The organism is Pseudolysinimonas sp. (assembly GCF_049651805.1).
Classification (GTDB): Bacteria; Actinomycetota; Actinomycetes; order Actinomycetales; family Microbacteriaceae; genus Pseudolysinimonas_A.
Genome location: NZ_JBASCU010000057.1, coordinates 1 through 15,833, shown reverse-complemented (window position 1 = coordinate 15,833; position 15,833 = coordinate 1). Strand labels below are relative to the sequence as shown.

General features: G+C 70.4%; 16 protein-coding genes, 1 tRNA gene, 1 pseudogene and 1 riboswitch. Of the genes and pseudogenes, 9 read left to right on the top strand and 9 right to left on the bottom strand.

The features are described from left to right. Together WBL06_RS14340 and WBL06_RS14335 are read left to right on the top strand one after the other, a co-directional pair. Positions 1-455 (top strand): ROK family protein (locus WBL06_RS14340; RefSeq protein WP_424457186.1); only part of this gene is annotated, 455 nt, incomplete at its 5' end. Position 456: 1 nt separating this feature from the next. Next, positions 457-1,227, top strand: coding sequence for a glucosamine-6-phosphate deaminase (locus WBL06_RS14335; RefSeq protein WP_424457184.1), 771 nt, complete (start codon positions 457-459; stop codon positions 1,225-1,227). A gap of 55 nt (positions 1,228-1,282) precedes the next feature. Here the strand turns inward: WBL06_RS14335 and nagA are convergent, their stop codons facing one another. Beyond that, the gene (gene nagA / locus WBL06_RS14330; protein WP_424457182.1) at positions 1,283-2,425 is read right to left on the bottom strand and encodes an N-acetylglucosamine-6-phosphate deacetylase; all 1,143 of its coding nucleotides are present in this window, start codon (positions 2,423-2,425) and stop codon (positions 1,283-1,285) included. 117 nt (positions 2,426-2,542) lie between these two features. On the opposite strand from nagA, the gene WBL06_RS14325 reads away from it, so the two are divergent. From WBL06_RS14325 to WBL06_RS14315, 3 genes are all read left to right on the top strand, one after another. Beyond that, positions 2,543-3,763 (top strand): MFS transporter, encoded by a 1,221-nt coding sequence (locus WBL06_RS14325; RefSeq protein ID WP_424457180.1) that lies wholly within the window; start codon positions 2,543-2,545, stop codon positions 3,761-3,763. Then, positions 3,761-3,846: riboswitch (ZMP/ZTP riboswitch) on the top strand. (Overlaps the previous gene by 3 nt.) Before the next feature lie 28 nt (positions 3,847-3,874). Further along, entirely contained in the window at positions 3,875-5,161 is a 1,287-nt protein-coding gene (gene glyA, locus WBL06_RS14320; RefSeq protein ID WP_424457178.1) for a serine hydroxymethyltransferase, read from the top strand. Continuing rightward, positions 5,158-6,039, top strand: coding sequence for a bifunctional methylenetetrahydrofolate dehydrogenase/methenyltetrahydrofolate cyclohydrolase (locus WBL06_RS14315; protein ID WP_424457176.1), 882 nt, complete (start codon positions 5,158-5,160; stop codon positions 6,037-6,039). The genes glyA and WBL06_RS14315 overlap by 4 nt, the downstream gene beginning before the upstream one ends. A 129-nt stretch (positions 6,040-6,168) precedes the next feature. Here WBL06_RS14315 and galK read toward each other — a convergent pair whose 3' ends face one another. Continuing rightward, positions 6,169-7,332 carry a galactokinase gene (gene galK / locus WBL06_RS14310; protein WP_424457174.1) on the bottom strand — a complete coding sequence of 388 codons (1,164 nt, stop codon included), beginning with the start codon at positions 7,330-7,332 and terminating at the stop codon, positions 6,169-6,171. After that, positions 7,329-8,438, bottom strand: a complete 1,110-nt coding sequence (gene galT, locus WBL06_RS14305; RefSeq protein ID WP_424457172.1) for a galactose-1-phosphate uridylyltransferase — start codon at positions 8,436-8,438, stop codon at positions 7,329-7,331. The genes galK and galT overlap by 4 nt, the downstream gene beginning before the upstream one ends. A gap of 49 nt (positions 8,439-8,487) precedes the next feature. Here galT and WBL06_RS14300 point away from each other — a divergent pair, with 49 nt between their 5' ends. The 3 genes from WBL06_RS14300 to WBL06_RS14290 are packed head-to-tail and all read left to right on the top strand — an operon-like array spanning position 8,488 to position 11,280. Further along, entirely contained in the window at positions 8,488-9,258 is a 771-nt protein-coding gene (locus WBL06_RS14300; protein WP_424457170.1) for a DeoR/GlpR family DNA-binding transcription regulator, read from the top strand. Positions 9,259-9,268: 10 nt separating this feature from the next. Further along, positions 9,269-10,210 (top strand): aldose 1-epimerase family protein, encoded by a 942-nt coding sequence (locus WBL06_RS14295; protein WP_424457168.1) that lies wholly within the window; start codon positions 9,269-9,271, stop codon positions 10,208-10,210. Continuing rightward, positions 10,210-11,280, top strand: a complete 1,071-nt coding sequence (locus WBL06_RS14290; protein ID WP_424457166.1) for a VIT1/CCC1 transporter family protein — start codon at positions 10,210-10,212, stop codon at positions 11,278-11,280. Before WBL06_RS14295 ends, WBL06_RS14290 begins: the two co-directional genes overlap by 1 nt. A 232-nt stretch (positions 11,281-11,512) precedes the next feature. Here WBL06_RS14290 and WBL06_RS14285 read toward each other — a convergent pair. Further along, positions 11,513-11,585, bottom strand: a tRNA-Lys gene (locus tag WBL06_RS14285). Further along, positions 11,576-11,872, bottom strand: a complete 297-nt coding sequence (locus WBL06_RS14280; protein ID WP_424457165.1) for a DUF6907 domain-containing protein — start codon at positions 11,870-11,872, stop codon at positions 11,576-11,578. The genes WBL06_RS14285 and WBL06_RS14280 overlap by 10 nt, the downstream gene beginning before the upstream one ends. A 76-nt stretch (positions 11,873-11,948) precedes the next feature. Between WBL06_RS14280 and WBL06_RS14275 the strand changes: the two genes are divergently transcribed. Beyond that, a complete protein-coding gene (locus WBL06_RS14275) occupies positions 11,949-12,578 on the top strand; it encodes a DNA-directed RNA polymerase subunit beta (RefSeq protein ID WP_424457163.1) in 630 nt (209 codons plus the stop codon). Between the two features lie 131 nt (positions 12,579-12,709). Here the strand turns inward: WBL06_RS14275 and pstB are convergent, their stop codons facing one another. The 4 genes and pseudogenes from pstB to WBL06_RS14255 all read right to left on the bottom strand — a co-directional run. Then, on the bottom strand, positions 12,710-13,489 hold the full coding sequence (gene pstB / locus WBL06_RS14270) for a phosphate ABC transporter ATP-binding protein PstB (RefSeq protein WP_424457161.1): 780 nt from the start codon (positions 13,487-13,489) through the stop codon (positions 12,710-12,712). Between the two features lie 16 nt (positions 13,490-13,505). Next, positions 13,506-14,588, bottom strand: a complete 1,083-nt coding sequence (pstA, locus tag WBL06_RS14265; RefSeq protein WP_424457159.1) for a phosphate ABC transporter permease PstA — start codon at positions 14,586-14,588, stop codon at positions 13,506-13,508. Beyond that, positions 14,588-15,529 carry a phosphate ABC transporter permease subunit PstC gene (gene pstC / locus WBL06_RS14260; protein WP_424457157.1) on the bottom strand — a complete coding sequence of 314 codons (942 nt, stop codon included), beginning with the start codon at positions 15,527-15,529 and terminating at the stop codon, positions 14,588-14,590. The genes pstA and pstC overlap by 1 nt, the downstream gene beginning before the upstream one ends. A gap of 78 nt (positions 15,530-15,607) precedes the next feature. After that, positions 15,608-15,833, bottom strand: a pseudogene (locus tag WBL06_RS14255) (phosphate ABC transporter substrate-binding protein PstS); the annotation flags it as partial.

The window sequence follows — 15,833 nt, the reverse complement described above, 5'->3', positions numbered from 1 at the left end:
GCTCGCGCGGCGTTGCCGGCGAGATCGGGCACATCCCGGTCGACCCCGCCGGGCCGCTCTGCCCGTGCGGCCAGCGCGGTTGCCTCGAGCTCGCGGCATCGGGCTCGGGCCTCGCGCGCTCCTGGGCGGGCGGGGAGTCGGTGCGCGACCTCTTCACCTCCGCGGCGGGGGGCGATGCCGAGGCCGTGGCCGTGCGCGATGGGCTCATCGAACATGTCGCGGCCGCCGTGCGGCTGCTCGTGCTCACGGTCGACCCCGACCGCGTCGTCATCGGCGGGGGGCTGAGCTCCCTCGGCGACGAGTTGCTCGGCGCCGTGCGCGCGGTACTCGAGACATGGGCGGCCGAGAGCGGACTCCTGGCCATGCTCGACCTGTCGAGTCGCGTCGAGGTGCTGCCGCGGGACTTCCCGGCCGCGGCGATCGGGGCGGCACTCGTCGGCGCCTCTGGAGACTGAGATGGCTGAAGTCGTGATCGTGACCTCGGCGGCCCAGGCGGGCGCGATCGCCGCCGAACACATCGCCGGGCTGGTCGCCCGCAAGCCCGACGCCGTGCTGGGGCTCGCCACCGGATCCACCCCGCTCCCGGTGTGGGCGGCCCTCCGGGAGCGGGGGGTCGACCTGACGTGCGTGCGCGGGTTCGCCCTCGACGAGTACCTCGGCCTGCCGCCCGGGCACCCCGAGAGCTACGCGGCCGTCATCGCGCGCGAGGTCGTCGAGCCACTCGGCCTCGACCCCTCGCTCGTGCGGGTGCCCGGCGACGACGGCGGGCCGGTCGAGACGGCGGGAGTGCGCTACGAGGAGGCGATCCACGCCGCCGGAGGAGTGGATCTGCAGATCCTCGGCATCGGCCGCACCGGACACATCGGCTTCAACGAACCCGGCTCGTCGCTGGCCTCCCGCACCCGCGTGAAGACTCTCACCGACGCCACCCGGGCCGACAACGCCCGGTTCTTCGCCTCGCCCGACGAGGTGCCGCGGCATTGCCTCACGCAGGGGCTCGGCACGATTCTGGAGGCTCGAGAGCTCCTACTGCTTGCGTTCGGGGATGCGAAGGCCGAAGCCGTCGCGGGTGCGGTGGAGGGCCCGGTGTCGGCGTCGCTGCCCGCCTCCGTCATCCAGTTGCATCCCGAGGTGACGGTGCTCATCGACGAGGCCGCCGCCTCCCGCCTGCGCTACGCCGACTACTACCGCTCCGCCTGGGAGCATCGCTTCTCGGTGGTCGAGTAGCGCCGAAGGCGCGTGTCGAGACCCCACGAGTCCGCCTCGACACGCCGCTTCGCGGCTACTCGACGACCGAGGGTGCGATGACGCCGTTCGCCCAGACTGACTCCACGGCGTCGTCGGCATCGAGCACGACGATGTCGGCGGCGAAGCCGGGCGCGAGCAGCCCGAAGCGATCGGCGAGACCGAGGATGCGGGCGGGCGTCGCCGTCAGCGCGGCGACCGCCGCGGAACGGGACAGCCCGAGCGCGTCGATCGCGAGGATGAGCGCGGTGTCGAGGGTGAGGGTCGAACCGGCGATCGTCTCGGTGCCGGCGACCATCGCGATGCCGGACCTCACCGTGACGTCGAGGGTGCCGAGGCGATAGGTGCCGTCGGCGGCTCCCGCGGCGGCCATCGCGTCGGAGATGAGGGCGATGCGCCCGGGGGCGGCGGCGAAGGCGATGGCCGCGACGCTCTGCTCGACGTGCAGCCCGTCGAGCACGAGTTCGAGGTTCACCCGCTCGTCGTCGAGGGCCGCGGCGACGGGTCCGCCGGCGCGGTGATGGATGCCGGGCATTGCGTTGAAGGCGTGGGTCAGCAGCGTCGCTCCCGCGTCGAAGGCCGCACGGGCGGTCGCGGCGTCGGCCTCGGTGTGACCGATCGCGACGACGACTCCCGCGTCGGCGAACCGGCGCACGGCGTCGAGGCCGCCCGGCAGTTCGGGGGCGATCGTCACCTGGCGCAGCGTTCCTCGGGCGGCCGCGATCAACCGGTCGATCGTCGCGTCGTCGGGCGCGCGGAGCATCTCCGCGGCGTGAGCCCCGCGGCGCGATTCGGCGAGGAACGGCCCCTCGAGGTGGCTGCCGAGCACCCGCGGGTCGTCGGCGGCGAGGTCGGCGATGCGCGCGAGCTGTTGGCCGAGCACCTCGATGGGTTCCGACACGAGGCTCACGACGGTGCGGGTCGTGCCGTGTCGGCGGTGCGCCGCAAGGCCTGTGGCAAGGTCGCCGGTCGCGTAGTCCTCGCCGCCGCCGCCGTGTGCGTGCAGGTCGAGGAACCCCGGCGCGATCCACCGGCCGGAGAGGTCGAGTGTCTCGTCGGCGACCGGGCGTTCGGCACCCGAGCCGGTCACCGCGATCGTGTCACCGTCGAGCAGGATCCAGGCGTCGGGCGTCTCGCCGCGGGCATCCACGGCGGTCGCCGAGTGCAGCAGCGTCGTCACCTCCCCAGGCTACCGGCGCCCCTTCCGGGCGGGCGGGTATCGTGAGAGGCGAGGGCGGCATCCTTCGTTCTCCCGCGGCCGGCGCCACGAGCCCACCCCGTCGAAAGCCACGCCTCCATGTCTGCGCCTTCCGCCGACCGGTTCCCCTTGTTCCGGCTGCTCGTCCTCGCGGGCGCCATCTTCGTCTCCGTCTCGAGCGAGTTCCTGCCCACCGGGTTGCTGCCCGACATCGCCGCCGACCTCGACGTGTCGGAGTCGCGCGTCGGACTGCTCATCACGGTGTTCGCATTCACGGTGGTGCTGAGTGCGGCCCCGCTCACGCTGCTCACCCGCCGCTATTCCCGCAAGGGTCTCCTCGTCGCGCTTCTCGCCGTGTTCGCGGTCTCCAATGTGCTGGCCGCAATCGCCCCGAACTACGAGATGCTCGCCGCAACGCGAGTTCTCGGCGGCCTTGCGCACGGCCTCTTCTGGGCGGTCGCCGGTCCGTACGTGTCGCTGCTCGTCGCACCGCGGCAGCTCGCCCGCGCCGTGTCGGTGACGACCGCCGGCGGAACGCTCGCGTTCATCCTCGGGGTGCCGTTCACCGCCGCGATCGGCCACGCCATCGGCTGGCGCTGGGCGTTCGTGACGATGGCGGCGCTCGTCGTCGTGTTCGCGGTGCTGACCGTGGTGTCGCTGCCGGCTGTCGACCACCGCGTTCCGAAACGCGAGGTGCAGACGACCGACACCGGCTCGATCATCGCTGTGAAGCGCGACCGGTCGATCGTCGCGGTCGCCATCGTCGCCGTCACGGTCTTGCTCGTCGCCACCGGACACAACCTCTTCTACACCTACATCGCGCCGTGGTCGATCTCGATCGCGGGGGTCGCCGATGACTACGTCAGCCTGCTCTTGCTGTTCTTCGGGCTGGGCGGGGCGCTCGGGCTTCTCGCCGCAGGGGTGTTCGGCGACCGCTTCCCCCGCTTCACGCTCAATCTCATGCTCGGCTCCCTCGCGATCGCCGTCATCCTCACTGCGCTGTTCGCGCGGGGGCTCGTGCCGGCGATTCTCATCATGATGCTGTGGAGCGCCGCCTTCGGAGGGCTTCCCGCGCTCTTCCAGACGCGGGCCCTGCACGCGGCATCGGCCCGCATCCGCGACCTCACGGGCGCGATCGTCACGACCGCCTTCAACATCGCCATCGGCCTCGGTGCGCTGCTGGGCGGCGTCGTGCTCGACGAGCTCGGGATGGCGGTCGTCCCCTATGTCGCTGCGGCGATCGTCGCGGCGGGCGCGGTCTGGGTGCTCGTCACCGACCGGGCGCGGCTCGCGGCGCACGAGACCGACGGGATACACTGAGGCGGTCGCGACTGGCGTTCGGATGGATCACCATCGGGAAGCGACGCAGCAGATGAACGCGGCCGTACGCCTGGGCCGCGAGAACTCTCACTGCGTCGGAAGGACTCCGAGATGTCATCGATCTTCAACTCCCCCCTGGCCGAGGTCGATCCTGAGGTCGCTCACGCGCTCGAACAGGAACTGAACCGTCAACGTTCCACCCTCGAGATGATCGCGAGCGAGAACTTCGTGCCGCGCGCGGTGCTCGAAGCTCAGGGGTCGGTGCTCACCAACAAGTACGCGGAGGGCTACCCCGGCAAGCGCTACTACGGAGGCTGCGAGTTCGTCGACGTCGTCGAGACTCTCGCGATCGAGCGGGCGAAGAAGCTGTTCGGCGCCGAGTTCGCGAACGTGCAGCCGCACTCGGGCGCCTCGGCCAACGTCGCGGTGTTGTCGACGATCGCCGAGCCCGGCGACCGCATCCTCGGGCTCGAGCTCGCCCAGGGCGGCCACCTCACGCACGGGATGCGGCTCAACTTCTCGGGCAAGTTGTACGAGGCGCACGCCTACGGCCTCGATCTGGCCACGATGCGCATCGATATGGATGTCGTGCGCGAGCGGGCGCTCGAGGTGATGCCGAAGGTCATCATCGCCGGGTGGTCGGCGTACCCGCGGCAGCTCGACTTCGCGGCGTTCCGCGCCATCGCCGACGAGGTCGGCGCGAAACTCTGGGTCGACATGGCGCACTTCGCCGGACTCGTCGCCGCGGGCCTGCACCCGAACCCCGTGCCGCACGCGCACATCGTGTCGTCGACCGTGCACAAGACGATCGGCGGCCCGCGGTCGGGCTTCATCCTGACCAACGACCCCGACATCGCCAAGAAGATGAACACCAACGTCTTCCCCGGGCAGCAGGGCGGGCCGCTCATGCACGTCATCGCCGCGAAGGCGACGGCGTTCAAGCTCGCGATGGAGCCGGAGTTCACCGAGCGGCAGAAGGCGACGCTGAGCGGCGCGCACATCATCGCCGAACGCCTGACGCAGCCCGACGTCACGGCGGAAGGCATCACGGTGTTGTCGGGCGGCACCGACGTGCACCTCGTGCTCGTCGACCTGCGCAACTCGAAGATCACCGGTCAGGACGCCGAGAACCTGCTGCACGAGGTCGGCATCACCGTCAACAAGAACTCGGTGCCGAACGACCCCCGCCCGCCCATGGTGACCTCCGGCATCCGCATCGGCACCCCCGCCCTCGCCACGCGTGGCTTCCACGACACGGAATTCGAGGAGGTCGCTCAGATCATCGCGGCTACCCTGAAGGCCGACCCTGACCTGCCGGGTCTGCGCGCCCGCGTCGAGGCTCTCGCCTCGCGCTTCCCGCTCTACCCCGGCCTGACGAGCCCCGGGAGCTGGCAATGACCGCCATCACACTCGACGGCGTCGCCACCGCGACCGCCATCAAGAACGAACTGCGCGAGCGCATCGAGGCGCTCGCCGCCCGCGGCATTGTGCCGGGTCTCGGAACACTCCTCGTCGGCGAAGACCCCGGCTCGATCTCCTACGTGTCGAGCAAGCACCGCGACTGTGCCGAGGTCGGCATCCGCTCGATCCCCGTCGGGCTGCCCGCCACGGCATCCGAAGCCGAAGTGCGTTCCGCGGTGGCCGGACTCAACGCCGACCCGTCGGTCACCGGCTACATCGTGCAACTTCCGCTGCCGAAGGGCATCGATGAGAACGCGGTTCTCGAACTCATCGACCCCGACAAGGACGCCGACGGCCTGCACCCGACCAACCTCGGGCGGCTCGTGCTCGGCGTCGAGGGCGACCTGAACTCGCCGCTGCCGTGCACCCCTGCGGGGGTCGTCGAACTGCTGCGCCGCCATGACGTTCCGATCGCCGGCAAGCACGTCGTCATCGTCGGTCGCGGCCTCACCGTCGGTCGCCCGCTCGGACTCGTCTTCACCCGCAAGGGCATCGACGCGACCGTGACCCTCACGCACTCCCGCACCGTCGACCTGCCGACGGAGGTGCGCCGTGCCGACATCGTCGTGGCCGCGATCGGCGTGCCGCACTTCATCAAGCCCGACTGGGTGAAGCCCGGCGCGGCCGTGTTGGATGTCGGGGTCACCCGCGTCGGCATGACCGACTCCGGCAAGGTGCGGCTGCACGGCGACGTCGACCCGGGCGTCGCGGCGGTCGCCGGGTGGCTGTCGCCCAACCCCGGTGGCGTCGGCCCGATGACCCGCGCCCTGCTGCTCTCCAACGTCGTCGACGCCGCGGAGCGGGACTCCGCCTGACCCGCTCGGGTGCTTTCCGTTTTCAGGAATCTGTGGTGCAGGAGTGGATTCTGACGTGTCGTACGTCCTGTTCAGACAACTCTCGCGACTCCGCCCACTCAGATTCCTGAAAACGGGAAGCGACCAGGGTCAGGCGTCGCGGGCGGCTCCGGCGGAGGGGCGCACGGGGTAGACCTCGGGAGCGGCGAAGCCGTGCTCGGCGAAGGCGCCGTCGACGGCGACCTGGATGCGCGACACGGCATCGAGGGGAGCGAGGGCGATCGCGGCCCCGCCGAAACCGCCGCCGGTCATGCGGGAGCCGAGGGCCCCGTGCTCGCGGGCGGTCTCGACGGCGAGGTCGAGTTCGGGCACCGAGATCTCGAAGTCGTCGCGCATCGAGGTGTGCGAGGCATCCAGGAGTGCCCCGATGCCGGCGGCGCCCTCCGAGCGCAGCGTCGCCACGACATCCAGAACCCGTTGGTTCTCGGTGACCACGTGCCGCACGCGGCGGAAGGTCACGTCGTCGAGCTCGGCCTTCGCCCGCGGGAGGTCGTCGACGGCGAGGTCGCGCAGCGATGCGACGCCCAGGGCCGCGGCCCCCGCCTCGCAGGATGCCCGGCGCTCGCCGTACCCACCGGTCGCGTGCGAGTGCGACACCCCGGTGTCCATCACGAGCAGCGTGAGGCCGGCGGCGGCGAAGCCCAACGGCACGACCTCGGATGCCAGGGTGCGGCAGTCGAGGAAGACCGCGGCATCCGCTTCGCCCAGCAGCGACGCCGACTGATCCATGATGCCGGTCGGGGCGCCGACGAAGTCGTTCTCGGCGAGCTGCCCGACGCGCGCGAGCGCGGGACGCGCCAACCCGAGCCGCCACAGGTCGTCGAGCGCGAGCGCGACGGCGCACTCGATCGCGGCGGATGACGACAGGCCCGCGCCGACCGGAACGTTGGAGTCGATCACGAGGTCGACGCCCGGCACCGCGGCGAGGTCGGCGCCGGAGCGCCCGAGAGCCCAGGCGACGCCGAGCGGGTAGTCGGCCCAGCCGGCGCTGCCCCGAGCGCCGTCGAGGTCGGCCAGTGGGATCTCGACCACCTCGTCGGAGAACGTGCTCGCGACCCGGATGACGGCATCCTCACGCGCCCCCGCCGCGACGATCGTGCGCCGGTCGATCGCGAACGGCAGCACGAAGCCCTCGTTGTAGTCGGTGTGCTCGCCGATCAGGTTCACGCGGCCCGGCGCCGACCAGAGACCGTCGGGCGCGCGTCCGGTGATCTGGGTGAACAGGGTGCGCACGTCGTCGCGCAGGTCGCTCATACCGATTCGATCGCCTTCCGGATGTTCGCCGCCGCCGCCTCGGGAGTGACGTCGCCGATCCAGGCTCCCATGGCCGCCTCGGAGCCGGCCAGGTACTTGAGTCGGTCGACGGCCCGACGCGGGGACGTGAGCTGCAGGTGCAGGCGCAGCGCCTGGCGCCCCACGTTCACCGGGGCCTGGTGCCACGCCGCGATGTACGGGGTCGGGGAGTCGTAGAGCGCGTCGATGCCGCGCAGCAGCCGCAGGTAGAGCGGGGCGAGTTCGGCGCGCTGCTCCTCGTCGGTCTCGGCGAAGTCGGGCACGTGGCGGTGCGGCACGAGGTGCACCTCGATCGGCCAGCGCGCCGCGAACGGCACGTACGCGGTCCAGTGCTCGCCGGCCAACACGACGCGCTCCGAGGCGCGCTCGAACTCGAGCAGCCGATCGAACATCCCCGGCCCGAGCCGGTCGGCGGCGTCGAGCATGAGGGCGGTGCGCGGTGTCACGTACGGGTAGGCGTAGATCTGACCGTGCGGATGCGGCAGGGTCACCCCGATCTCTTCGCCACGGTTCTCGAAGGGGAACACCTGCTCGACGCCCGGCAGCGCCGAGAGGGCGGCGGTGCGGTCGGCCCAGGCTTCGATCACGGTGCGGGCGCGGCTCTCGGTCTGGGTGCCGAACGACCCTTCGGGCTCGGGGCTGAAGCAGACGACCTCGCAGCGGCCGACGGAGGTGCGCGCGCGGCCGAGTCCGAGGTTGGCGAGGTCGTCGAGGCCCAGCGGGGGATTTTCGGCGTCGGGCGTCAGGGCCGGGCCGAACGACGGCGAGCGGTTCTCGAATACGGCGACGTCGTAAAGATCCGGGATCTCCGACGGGTTCGCGGCGGTCTGCGGCGCGAGGGGATCCTGATCGGCGGGTGGCAGGAAGACGCGGTTCTGGCGCGCCGCGGCGATCGACACCCAGTCGCCGGTGAGCACGTCCTGGCGCATGGTGGCGGTCGTCGGCCGCGGGTCGAGCACCCGGGCGTCGATGCGACGCTCGGGTCCCAGGGTGGTGTCGGCATCGTCGAAGTAGAACAGCTCACGGCCGTCGGCGAGTTGCGCGGTGCGTTTCACGACTTCGGGCATGCGATTACGATAGCGAAAAGACGTACTTTCGCATCCGAAAGGGTTCGCAATGGAGTCGCTCGACGCCGAAGCTCGCCGTACCGCCCTCACCGAGGTGCTCGCCGCGCAGGGGTTCGTCGCGGTCGCCGACGCGAGTGCGCGCCTCGGCGTCAGCGAGGTCACGGTGCGCGCCGACCTCACCGTGCTCGCCGCGCGAGGCGTCGTGCGGCGGGTGCACGGGGGCGCGGTCGCCGCCGGCTCAGTGCGCGAAGCCCCTGTCGAGGCGACCGCCGAACGGGATGCCGAACTCAAGCGGGCGATCGGTGGTGCGGCAGCGCGACTCGTCAGGAACGGCTCGAGCGTCATGCTCGACGTCGGATCGACCACCCACGCGGTCGCCGCCGCGCTGGTGGCGCGCACCGACCTGGGTGACGTCGTGGTCATCACCAACGGACTGCAGATCGCGCAGACGCTCGAAGCCGCCATTCCGCGGTTCACGGTCATCGTCACGGGCGGCAGCCTGCGACCGCTGCAACACTCTCTCGTCGACTCGATCGCGCTCGATACGCTGCGGGGATTGCACGCCGACCTCGCGATCCTCGGCTGCACGGGAATCGCCGACGATCGCGTCACCAACGTGAACCTGCCCGAAGCGGCGGTCAAGCGAGCGATGATCGCGGCATCCTCATCGAGGGTGCTCGTCGCCGACAGCTCAAAGTTCGGGCGGCGCGACCTGAGCGCCGTCGCACCCCTCGCCGCGTTCGGCACGGTCGTCACGGCGGGTCCGGAAGCGGATGCCGTGACCGTCCCGTTCGCGACACGGCTCGTCATCGCCGCCTAGGCTGTGCGACGTGAATCACGTCGACGCCGCCGGCCGCCACCTCGTCATCGAATCGGACGGCGCCCGCGCCGAGATCGGCACCGTCGCAGCGGTCTTACGGTCGCTCACCGTCGGCGGTGTGGCGATCACCGAGACGACGGATGGCACCGGCTCCCCGCCATTCGGCAACGGAATCGTGCTGGCGCCGTGGCCGAATCGCGTGCGCGACGGGGTGTGGCGCCTCGACGGTGAGGAGCAACAACTCGACCTCACCGAGCGGGATCGCGGCAACGCCCTGCACGGGCTGCTGCGGTTCACCGACTACGAGGTGCGCGACGAGGCGCCCGACGCGGTCACCCTCGGCGCTCTCGTCGCGCCGCAACACGGCTGGCCGTTCCTGCTCGACACCTGGGTGCGCTATCAGGTGCGCGTCGACGGGCTCACCGTCACGCACGGCGTCACCAACCTGAGCGATCGCCGCGCGCCCTACGCCGTCGGAACGCATCCGTTCCTGCGTGTCGGCGACCACCCGGTCGAGAACCTCGTCATCACGATCGCCGCCGCGACCTACTTCGACGTCGACGACCGCCTCAACCCGATCGCCGAGCGTCCGGTCGACGGCACCCGCTTCGACGCCCGCGGCGGCCTCCGGGTCGGTGACCTCGACTACGACACGGCCTTCGGCGGTGTCACCCACCGCGACGGCGCGAGCGCCTGGCTGACCGCGCCCGACGGGTCGACGGTCGAACTCGTGCAAGACGTCGACTGGGGATACGTGCAGGTCTTCACGACGCCGAGGTTCCCGCGTGGCGGGGTGCCCGGGCTGGCGATCGCCGTCGAGCCGATGACGGCACCGCCCGACGCCCTCAACTCCGGGCAGAGCCTCGTCTGGCTCGAGCCGGGGGAGTCGTCGGAAGGCTCGTGGGGCCTGCGGTACACGCCCGGCGCGGTGGGATCCGTCGGGACGGTCTGATGGCCACCGGCCCGGAGCGCGCCCGCACGCGCCGCTGGCGGCGTTACCTCGCCGACGAGCGGGCGGAGGCCGCGCTGTACCGCGAGTTGGCGGACCGCTACACGGGTGAGGAGCGCGACATCCTGCTGGGCCTCGCTGACGCGGAGCAACGCCACGAAGCCCACTGGGTCGGCCTGCTCGGCGGGGAGGCGCGCGACCCGGGTCGCCCCAGCGTCGGCAGCCGGCTGCTCATCCAGTTCGCCCGCCGATTCGGGTCGCTCTTCGTGCTGGTGCTCGCCCAGCGCGCCGAGGGCCGCTCGCCGTACGACGACGACCTGGATGCGACGGATGCCATGGCGGCCGACGAGCGCATCCACGGCGAGGTGTTGCGCGGGCTCGCGGCGCGGGGCCGTCGGCGGCTCGCCGGCAGCCTACGGGCCGCCGTCTTCGGCATCAACGACGGTCTCGTCTCGAATCTCGCCCTCGTGCTCGGGGTCGGCGCGACCGGGCTGCCGCCGCAGACGGTGCTCGTGACCGGGGTCGCCGGTCTGCTTGCCGGGTCGCTGTCGATGGGAGCGGGGGAGTACATCTCGGTGCGGTCCCAGCGGGAGCTGCTGGAGGCATCCCGGCCCGACCCCGACTCGCAACACGCGCTGCCGCACCTCGACGTCGACGCCAACGAACTCGCGCTCGTCTACCGTGCACGTGGGATGGATGCCGACGAGGCTGCCCGAAACGCCCAACAGGTGCTCGCCACGTTCCACCTCGACGACGCGGGGAGCCACGAGGCGGCACCGGTCGACGACCACGACGGAATCGGGTCGGCGTGGTCGGCGGCGCTGTCGAGCTTCCTGTTCTTCGCCTCCGGGGCGATCATCCCCGTCATCCCGTATCTCGTCGGGGCGGACGGCTTCGTCGCCGTGGCGATCGCGTCCGCCGCCGTCGGGGTGGCCTTGCTCGCCACGGGAGCGATCGTCGGGCTGCTCTCCGGCGGATCGCTCCTGCGCCGCGCGGTGCGTCAGCTGGCGATCGGCCTCGGCGCCGCGGCCGTCACCTATCTGCTGGGGCTGCTGTTCGGAACCGTTCTGTAGCCGAGGATCGCGACGGGACCTTGTGCCTATGCGAGCCGCCATCGGAATTGCGACACTGCACGTGTTGGGAATGCATCACAGGCGGATCAGAGTCACTCTCCGGGGGGCTGAGAGACACACTGACATCCGTTTCTGAGTCGGGGGCTCAGCAGAGGAAACGCAGGGCCGTCGCACTTCGGGCTTCACGTGCGGCGGCCCTCATTCTGTGGGGCCGCCCCGCTGACAACAAGAGTGGGCCCGGCGAGGCTCGAACTCGCGACCCGCGGATTAAAAGTCCGATGCTCTACCAACTGAGCTACAGGCCCGTGGGTTCAATCGTACCGGCGGCGCGGAGGGCCGAGACCACTGCGGCCGAGAGCCGGGTCGCCGACTCGAGTGACAGCGAGAACCCGGTCCAGCCGTCGCCGAGGTAGACCCACACCGCGGCTTCATCGTGCACGCGTGAAACCTCGACGAGCAGGTCGGCGGTGTGCGGCCCGCCACGACCGCGCCCCTCGAGAACCGCGGAGACCTCGTACGTCGCGCCCCGGTGCACGACCGCTCCGCCCTCGACGTCGTGGTCGGTGACACACCACAGCGGGCACTGGGTCATCGGTTCTCGCTCTCCTCGGGGGTTCGCAGGCTAAACGGCATGTCCGACACCCGACGACGCCGCGTAGCGTGGTGGGGTGTCCGACGAGTTCCACAAGCCGACGCTGTTCAGCGGGTCGAAGTTCGACTCCCTCGAAGGCGGCGACGACCCCGCCCGGGTGATCCGCGTTGCCCACGAGACCGCGCGCGCGTTGCTGTCGCGAGCACGCAACGCGGGCGACCCCGACGTCGTCGACCGGCTCGTGCGGTACACCGACGAGCACGGGTTGGATGCGCTCGCCGAACTCTGGGCACGCTCCGGGCCGCGCACCCTCCCCGGCGCGTTGTGGCGGCTCTACCTCGTGCGACTGCTCATCCACCAGGATCCCGACGGCGTGAGTCTGCTCTTCCAGCGCGGCACCGAAGTGTTGTCGACGATCGACGCGCTTGTCGCGGGGGCGCCGGTGCCTGCTGGGCCGGACGAGGTCACCGATCTGGCCGACCGCATCTTGCGTGGCGTGTTCGAGGGCGACTTCGCGCTCGCCCTCGACCGCGCGGCAGCCTTCTGCCGGGTCACCGCTGCGGGGGCGTCAAGTGTCGCCGACGATCAGGATGCCGCCAGCCCGGCTCGCGCATCCGAGCTAACCACGCGCGCCCTGCGGCTCACGACTACCGCCGACGAGCTCACGGCGTGCGCGCGTCTGGCCCGCGACAGCGCCCTCGAGTAGCCCGAGCTAAGCTGTCGGGGCCGGGCCGCAGTAAACCCCGGGCTCCAATATTCGCCGCTTCGAGCGGCCTCGCGCCGAGAGGCGTTTCTGCGGCCCGGCATCCTCCCTCAGGAGGGCTTTCTCCGTCGGGATCAGCCGAACTTGCCCGAGACGTAGTCTTCGGTCGCCTGCACGCTCGGCTTGCTGAAGATCTTCGTCGTGTCGTCGTACTCGATGAGTTTGCCCGGCTTGCCGGCACCGGCGATGTTGAAGAATCCGGTGCGATCGCTGACCCGCGACGCCTGCTGCATGTTGTGGGTGACGATGACGATCGTGTACTCGCGCTTGAGGTCTTCGATGAGGTCCTCGATCGCGAGGGTCGAGATCGGGTCGAGGGCCGAGCACGGCTCGTCCATCAGGATGACGTCGGGCTTCACCGCGATCGCGCGGGCGATGCAGAGTCGCTGCTGCTGCCCACCCGAGAGGCTCGAGCCGGGCTTGTCGAGGCGATCCTTCACCTCGTTCCAGAGGTTCGCGCCCTTGAGCGAATCTTCGACAAGGGCATCGGCGTCATGCTTGCTGATGCGACGATCGTTGAGCTTCACGCCGGCGAGAACGTTGTCGCGGATCGACATCGTCGGGAACGGGTTCGGCCGCTGGAACACCATCCCGACCTGGCGACGCACGAGCACCGGGTCGACGCCGGGGCCGTACAGGTCATTGCCGTCGATGAGCACCTCGCCGTCGACCCGGGCGCCGGGGATGACCTCGTGCATGCGGTTGAGCGTGCGGATGAACGTCGACTTGCCGCAGCCGGACGGTCCGATCAGTGCCGTGACCGTGCGGGGCTCGATCGTGAGCGACACGCCTTCGACGGCGAGGAAGTCGCCGTAGTAGACGTCGAGATCGCGGACTTCGATGCGCTTGGACAAGTTTCCTTCTTCCGGGTCAGCGCCGGGTCTTCGGCGCGTAGACGCGCGCCACGATCCGGGCCACGAGGTTGAGCAGCATGACGATGAGGATGAGGGTGAGCGCCCCGGCCCACGCCCGGTCGAGCGACGCGATCGCGTTGGTGCCCTGCGACACGTAGGAGCTGTAGACGAAGACGGGCAGGCTCTGCATCCGGCCGTCGAAGAGGTCGTAGTTCATGCTCGTGGTGAAGCCGGCGGCGACGAGGAGGGGTGCGGTCTCGCCGATGACGCGGGCGATGGCGAGCATGACGCCGGTCGTGATGCCGGCGATGGAGGTGGGGATCACGATCTTCACGATCGTGCGCCACTTGGGCACGCCGAGCGCGTACGACGCCTCACGCAACTCGTTGGGCACGAGCCGCAGCATCTCTTCGCTCGTGCGCACGACGACCGGGATCATGAGCACAGCGAGCGCGATCGCGCCGGCCACACCGACGCGCACCCCCGGGCCGAAGAAGAGGGTGAACAGCGCGAAGGCGAACAATCCGGCGACGATCGATGGGATGCCGGTCATCACGTCGACGAAGAAGGTGATGGTGCGGGCGATCGCCCCCCGCCCGTACTCGGCGAGGTACACGGCGGTCATCAACCCGATCGGGATCGAGATGATGGCGGCCGCGCCGGTCATCAACAGCGTGCCGAGGATGGCGTGGAGCGCGCCGCCGCCGTCGCCGACGATGTTGCGCATCGAGTAGGTGAAGAACATCAGGTCGAAGCGGCCGAGGCCGTTGGTGACGACCGTGAAGAGCAGCGAGATCAGCGGCAGCAGCGCGATGACGAACGCGAGCACGACGAGGGTCGTGACCAGCCGGTTCGTCGCCGGCCGTCGCCCTTCGACCAGCCGGGACAGGGCATAGAGGCTGATGCCGTAGGCGACGACTCCGACGAACACCGCGCCCGCGATCGGGTAGTCGGCCGTCGTGTCGGAGAGCCAGATCAACACGAACATCGTCGCCGAGAGCAGCAGCGATCCGACGAGCAACAGCCACGGCAGGTACGCCGGCAGTCGACCGGTCGTGTAGGCGTTGACGAGCGGCTTCGCCCGGGATGTCGTGGTCATCAGTTCGCTCCCGAGAAGGCCTTGCGGCGATCGACGACGACGCGGGCGAGGGCGTTCACGACGAGCGTGATCGCGAACAGCATCAGGCCCGTGGCGATCAGCACATTGACGTTCGTGCCGTAGGCCTCGGGGAAGCTCAGCGCGATGTTCGCCGCGATCGTCGACGGGTTCGTCGAACTGATCAGGTTGAGGGTGACGGCCCCGGATGCCGACAGCACCATCGCGACGGCCATGGTCTCGCCGAGGGCGCGGCCCAGCCCCAACATCGCCGCCGAGATGATTCCGGCGCGCGCGAACGGGAAGACCGTCATGCGGATCATCTCCCAGCGGGTCGCCCCCAGCGCCAGCGCGGCTTCTTCGTGCAGAACCGGGGTCTGCAGGAACACCTCGCGGCAGATCGCGGTGATGATCGGCAACACCATCACGGCGAGCACGATCCCGGCGGTGAGGATCGTGCGTCCCGTTCCCGACGGGGGACCGGCGAACAGCGGAATCCAGGAGAAGTTCTGCCACAGCCAGGTGTACACGGGCTGGATGGCAGGGGCGAGCACGGCGCCGCCCCACAGGCCGAACACGACGGACGGCACCGCGGCGAGCAGATCGACGATGTAGCCGAGCCCCTGAGCGAGGCGGCGCGGCGCGTAGTGGGAGATGAACAAGGCGATCCCGATGGCGACGGGAACCGCGAGAAGCAACGCGAGCGCAGCGGCCCACGCGGTGCCGAAGATCAGGGGCCCGGCATACGCCCAAATCGACGTGCCGTCGAGGATGGAGACCTCATCGGCCGGAGTCGTGAACGCCGGGATGCTCTGCAGCACCAGGAAGCCCGCGACAAGCGCCAGGGCCGCGAGGATCAGCGACCCGGCGAAAAAGGCGCCGCCCGAGAAGATCCGGTCGCCGGGTCTCTGCACCGGGCGAGCCGTCGTCGTGGGGGCGGTCATGTGCCTACGGGCCTCTCGAGGATGTCAGGGTCGAAGTAGTGCGCGGGGTCTAGGTAGAGGGTAGGGCGACGGACGGCTTCAGTGGATCGCGTCGATCGCGGCGACGGCCTTCTCACGCAGCGTGTCGGACATCGGAGCCGACCCCGCGGCCTCGGCGGCGGCCGCCTGGCCCTCTTCGCTGACGATGTACGAGAAGTAGCCCTTGACCAGTTCCACCCGGGTCGGGTCGACGTATTCGACGCAGCCGACGAGGTAACTGATCAGAACCACCGGGTACACGCCGGCGGCGTCGGTGTCGCGGGCG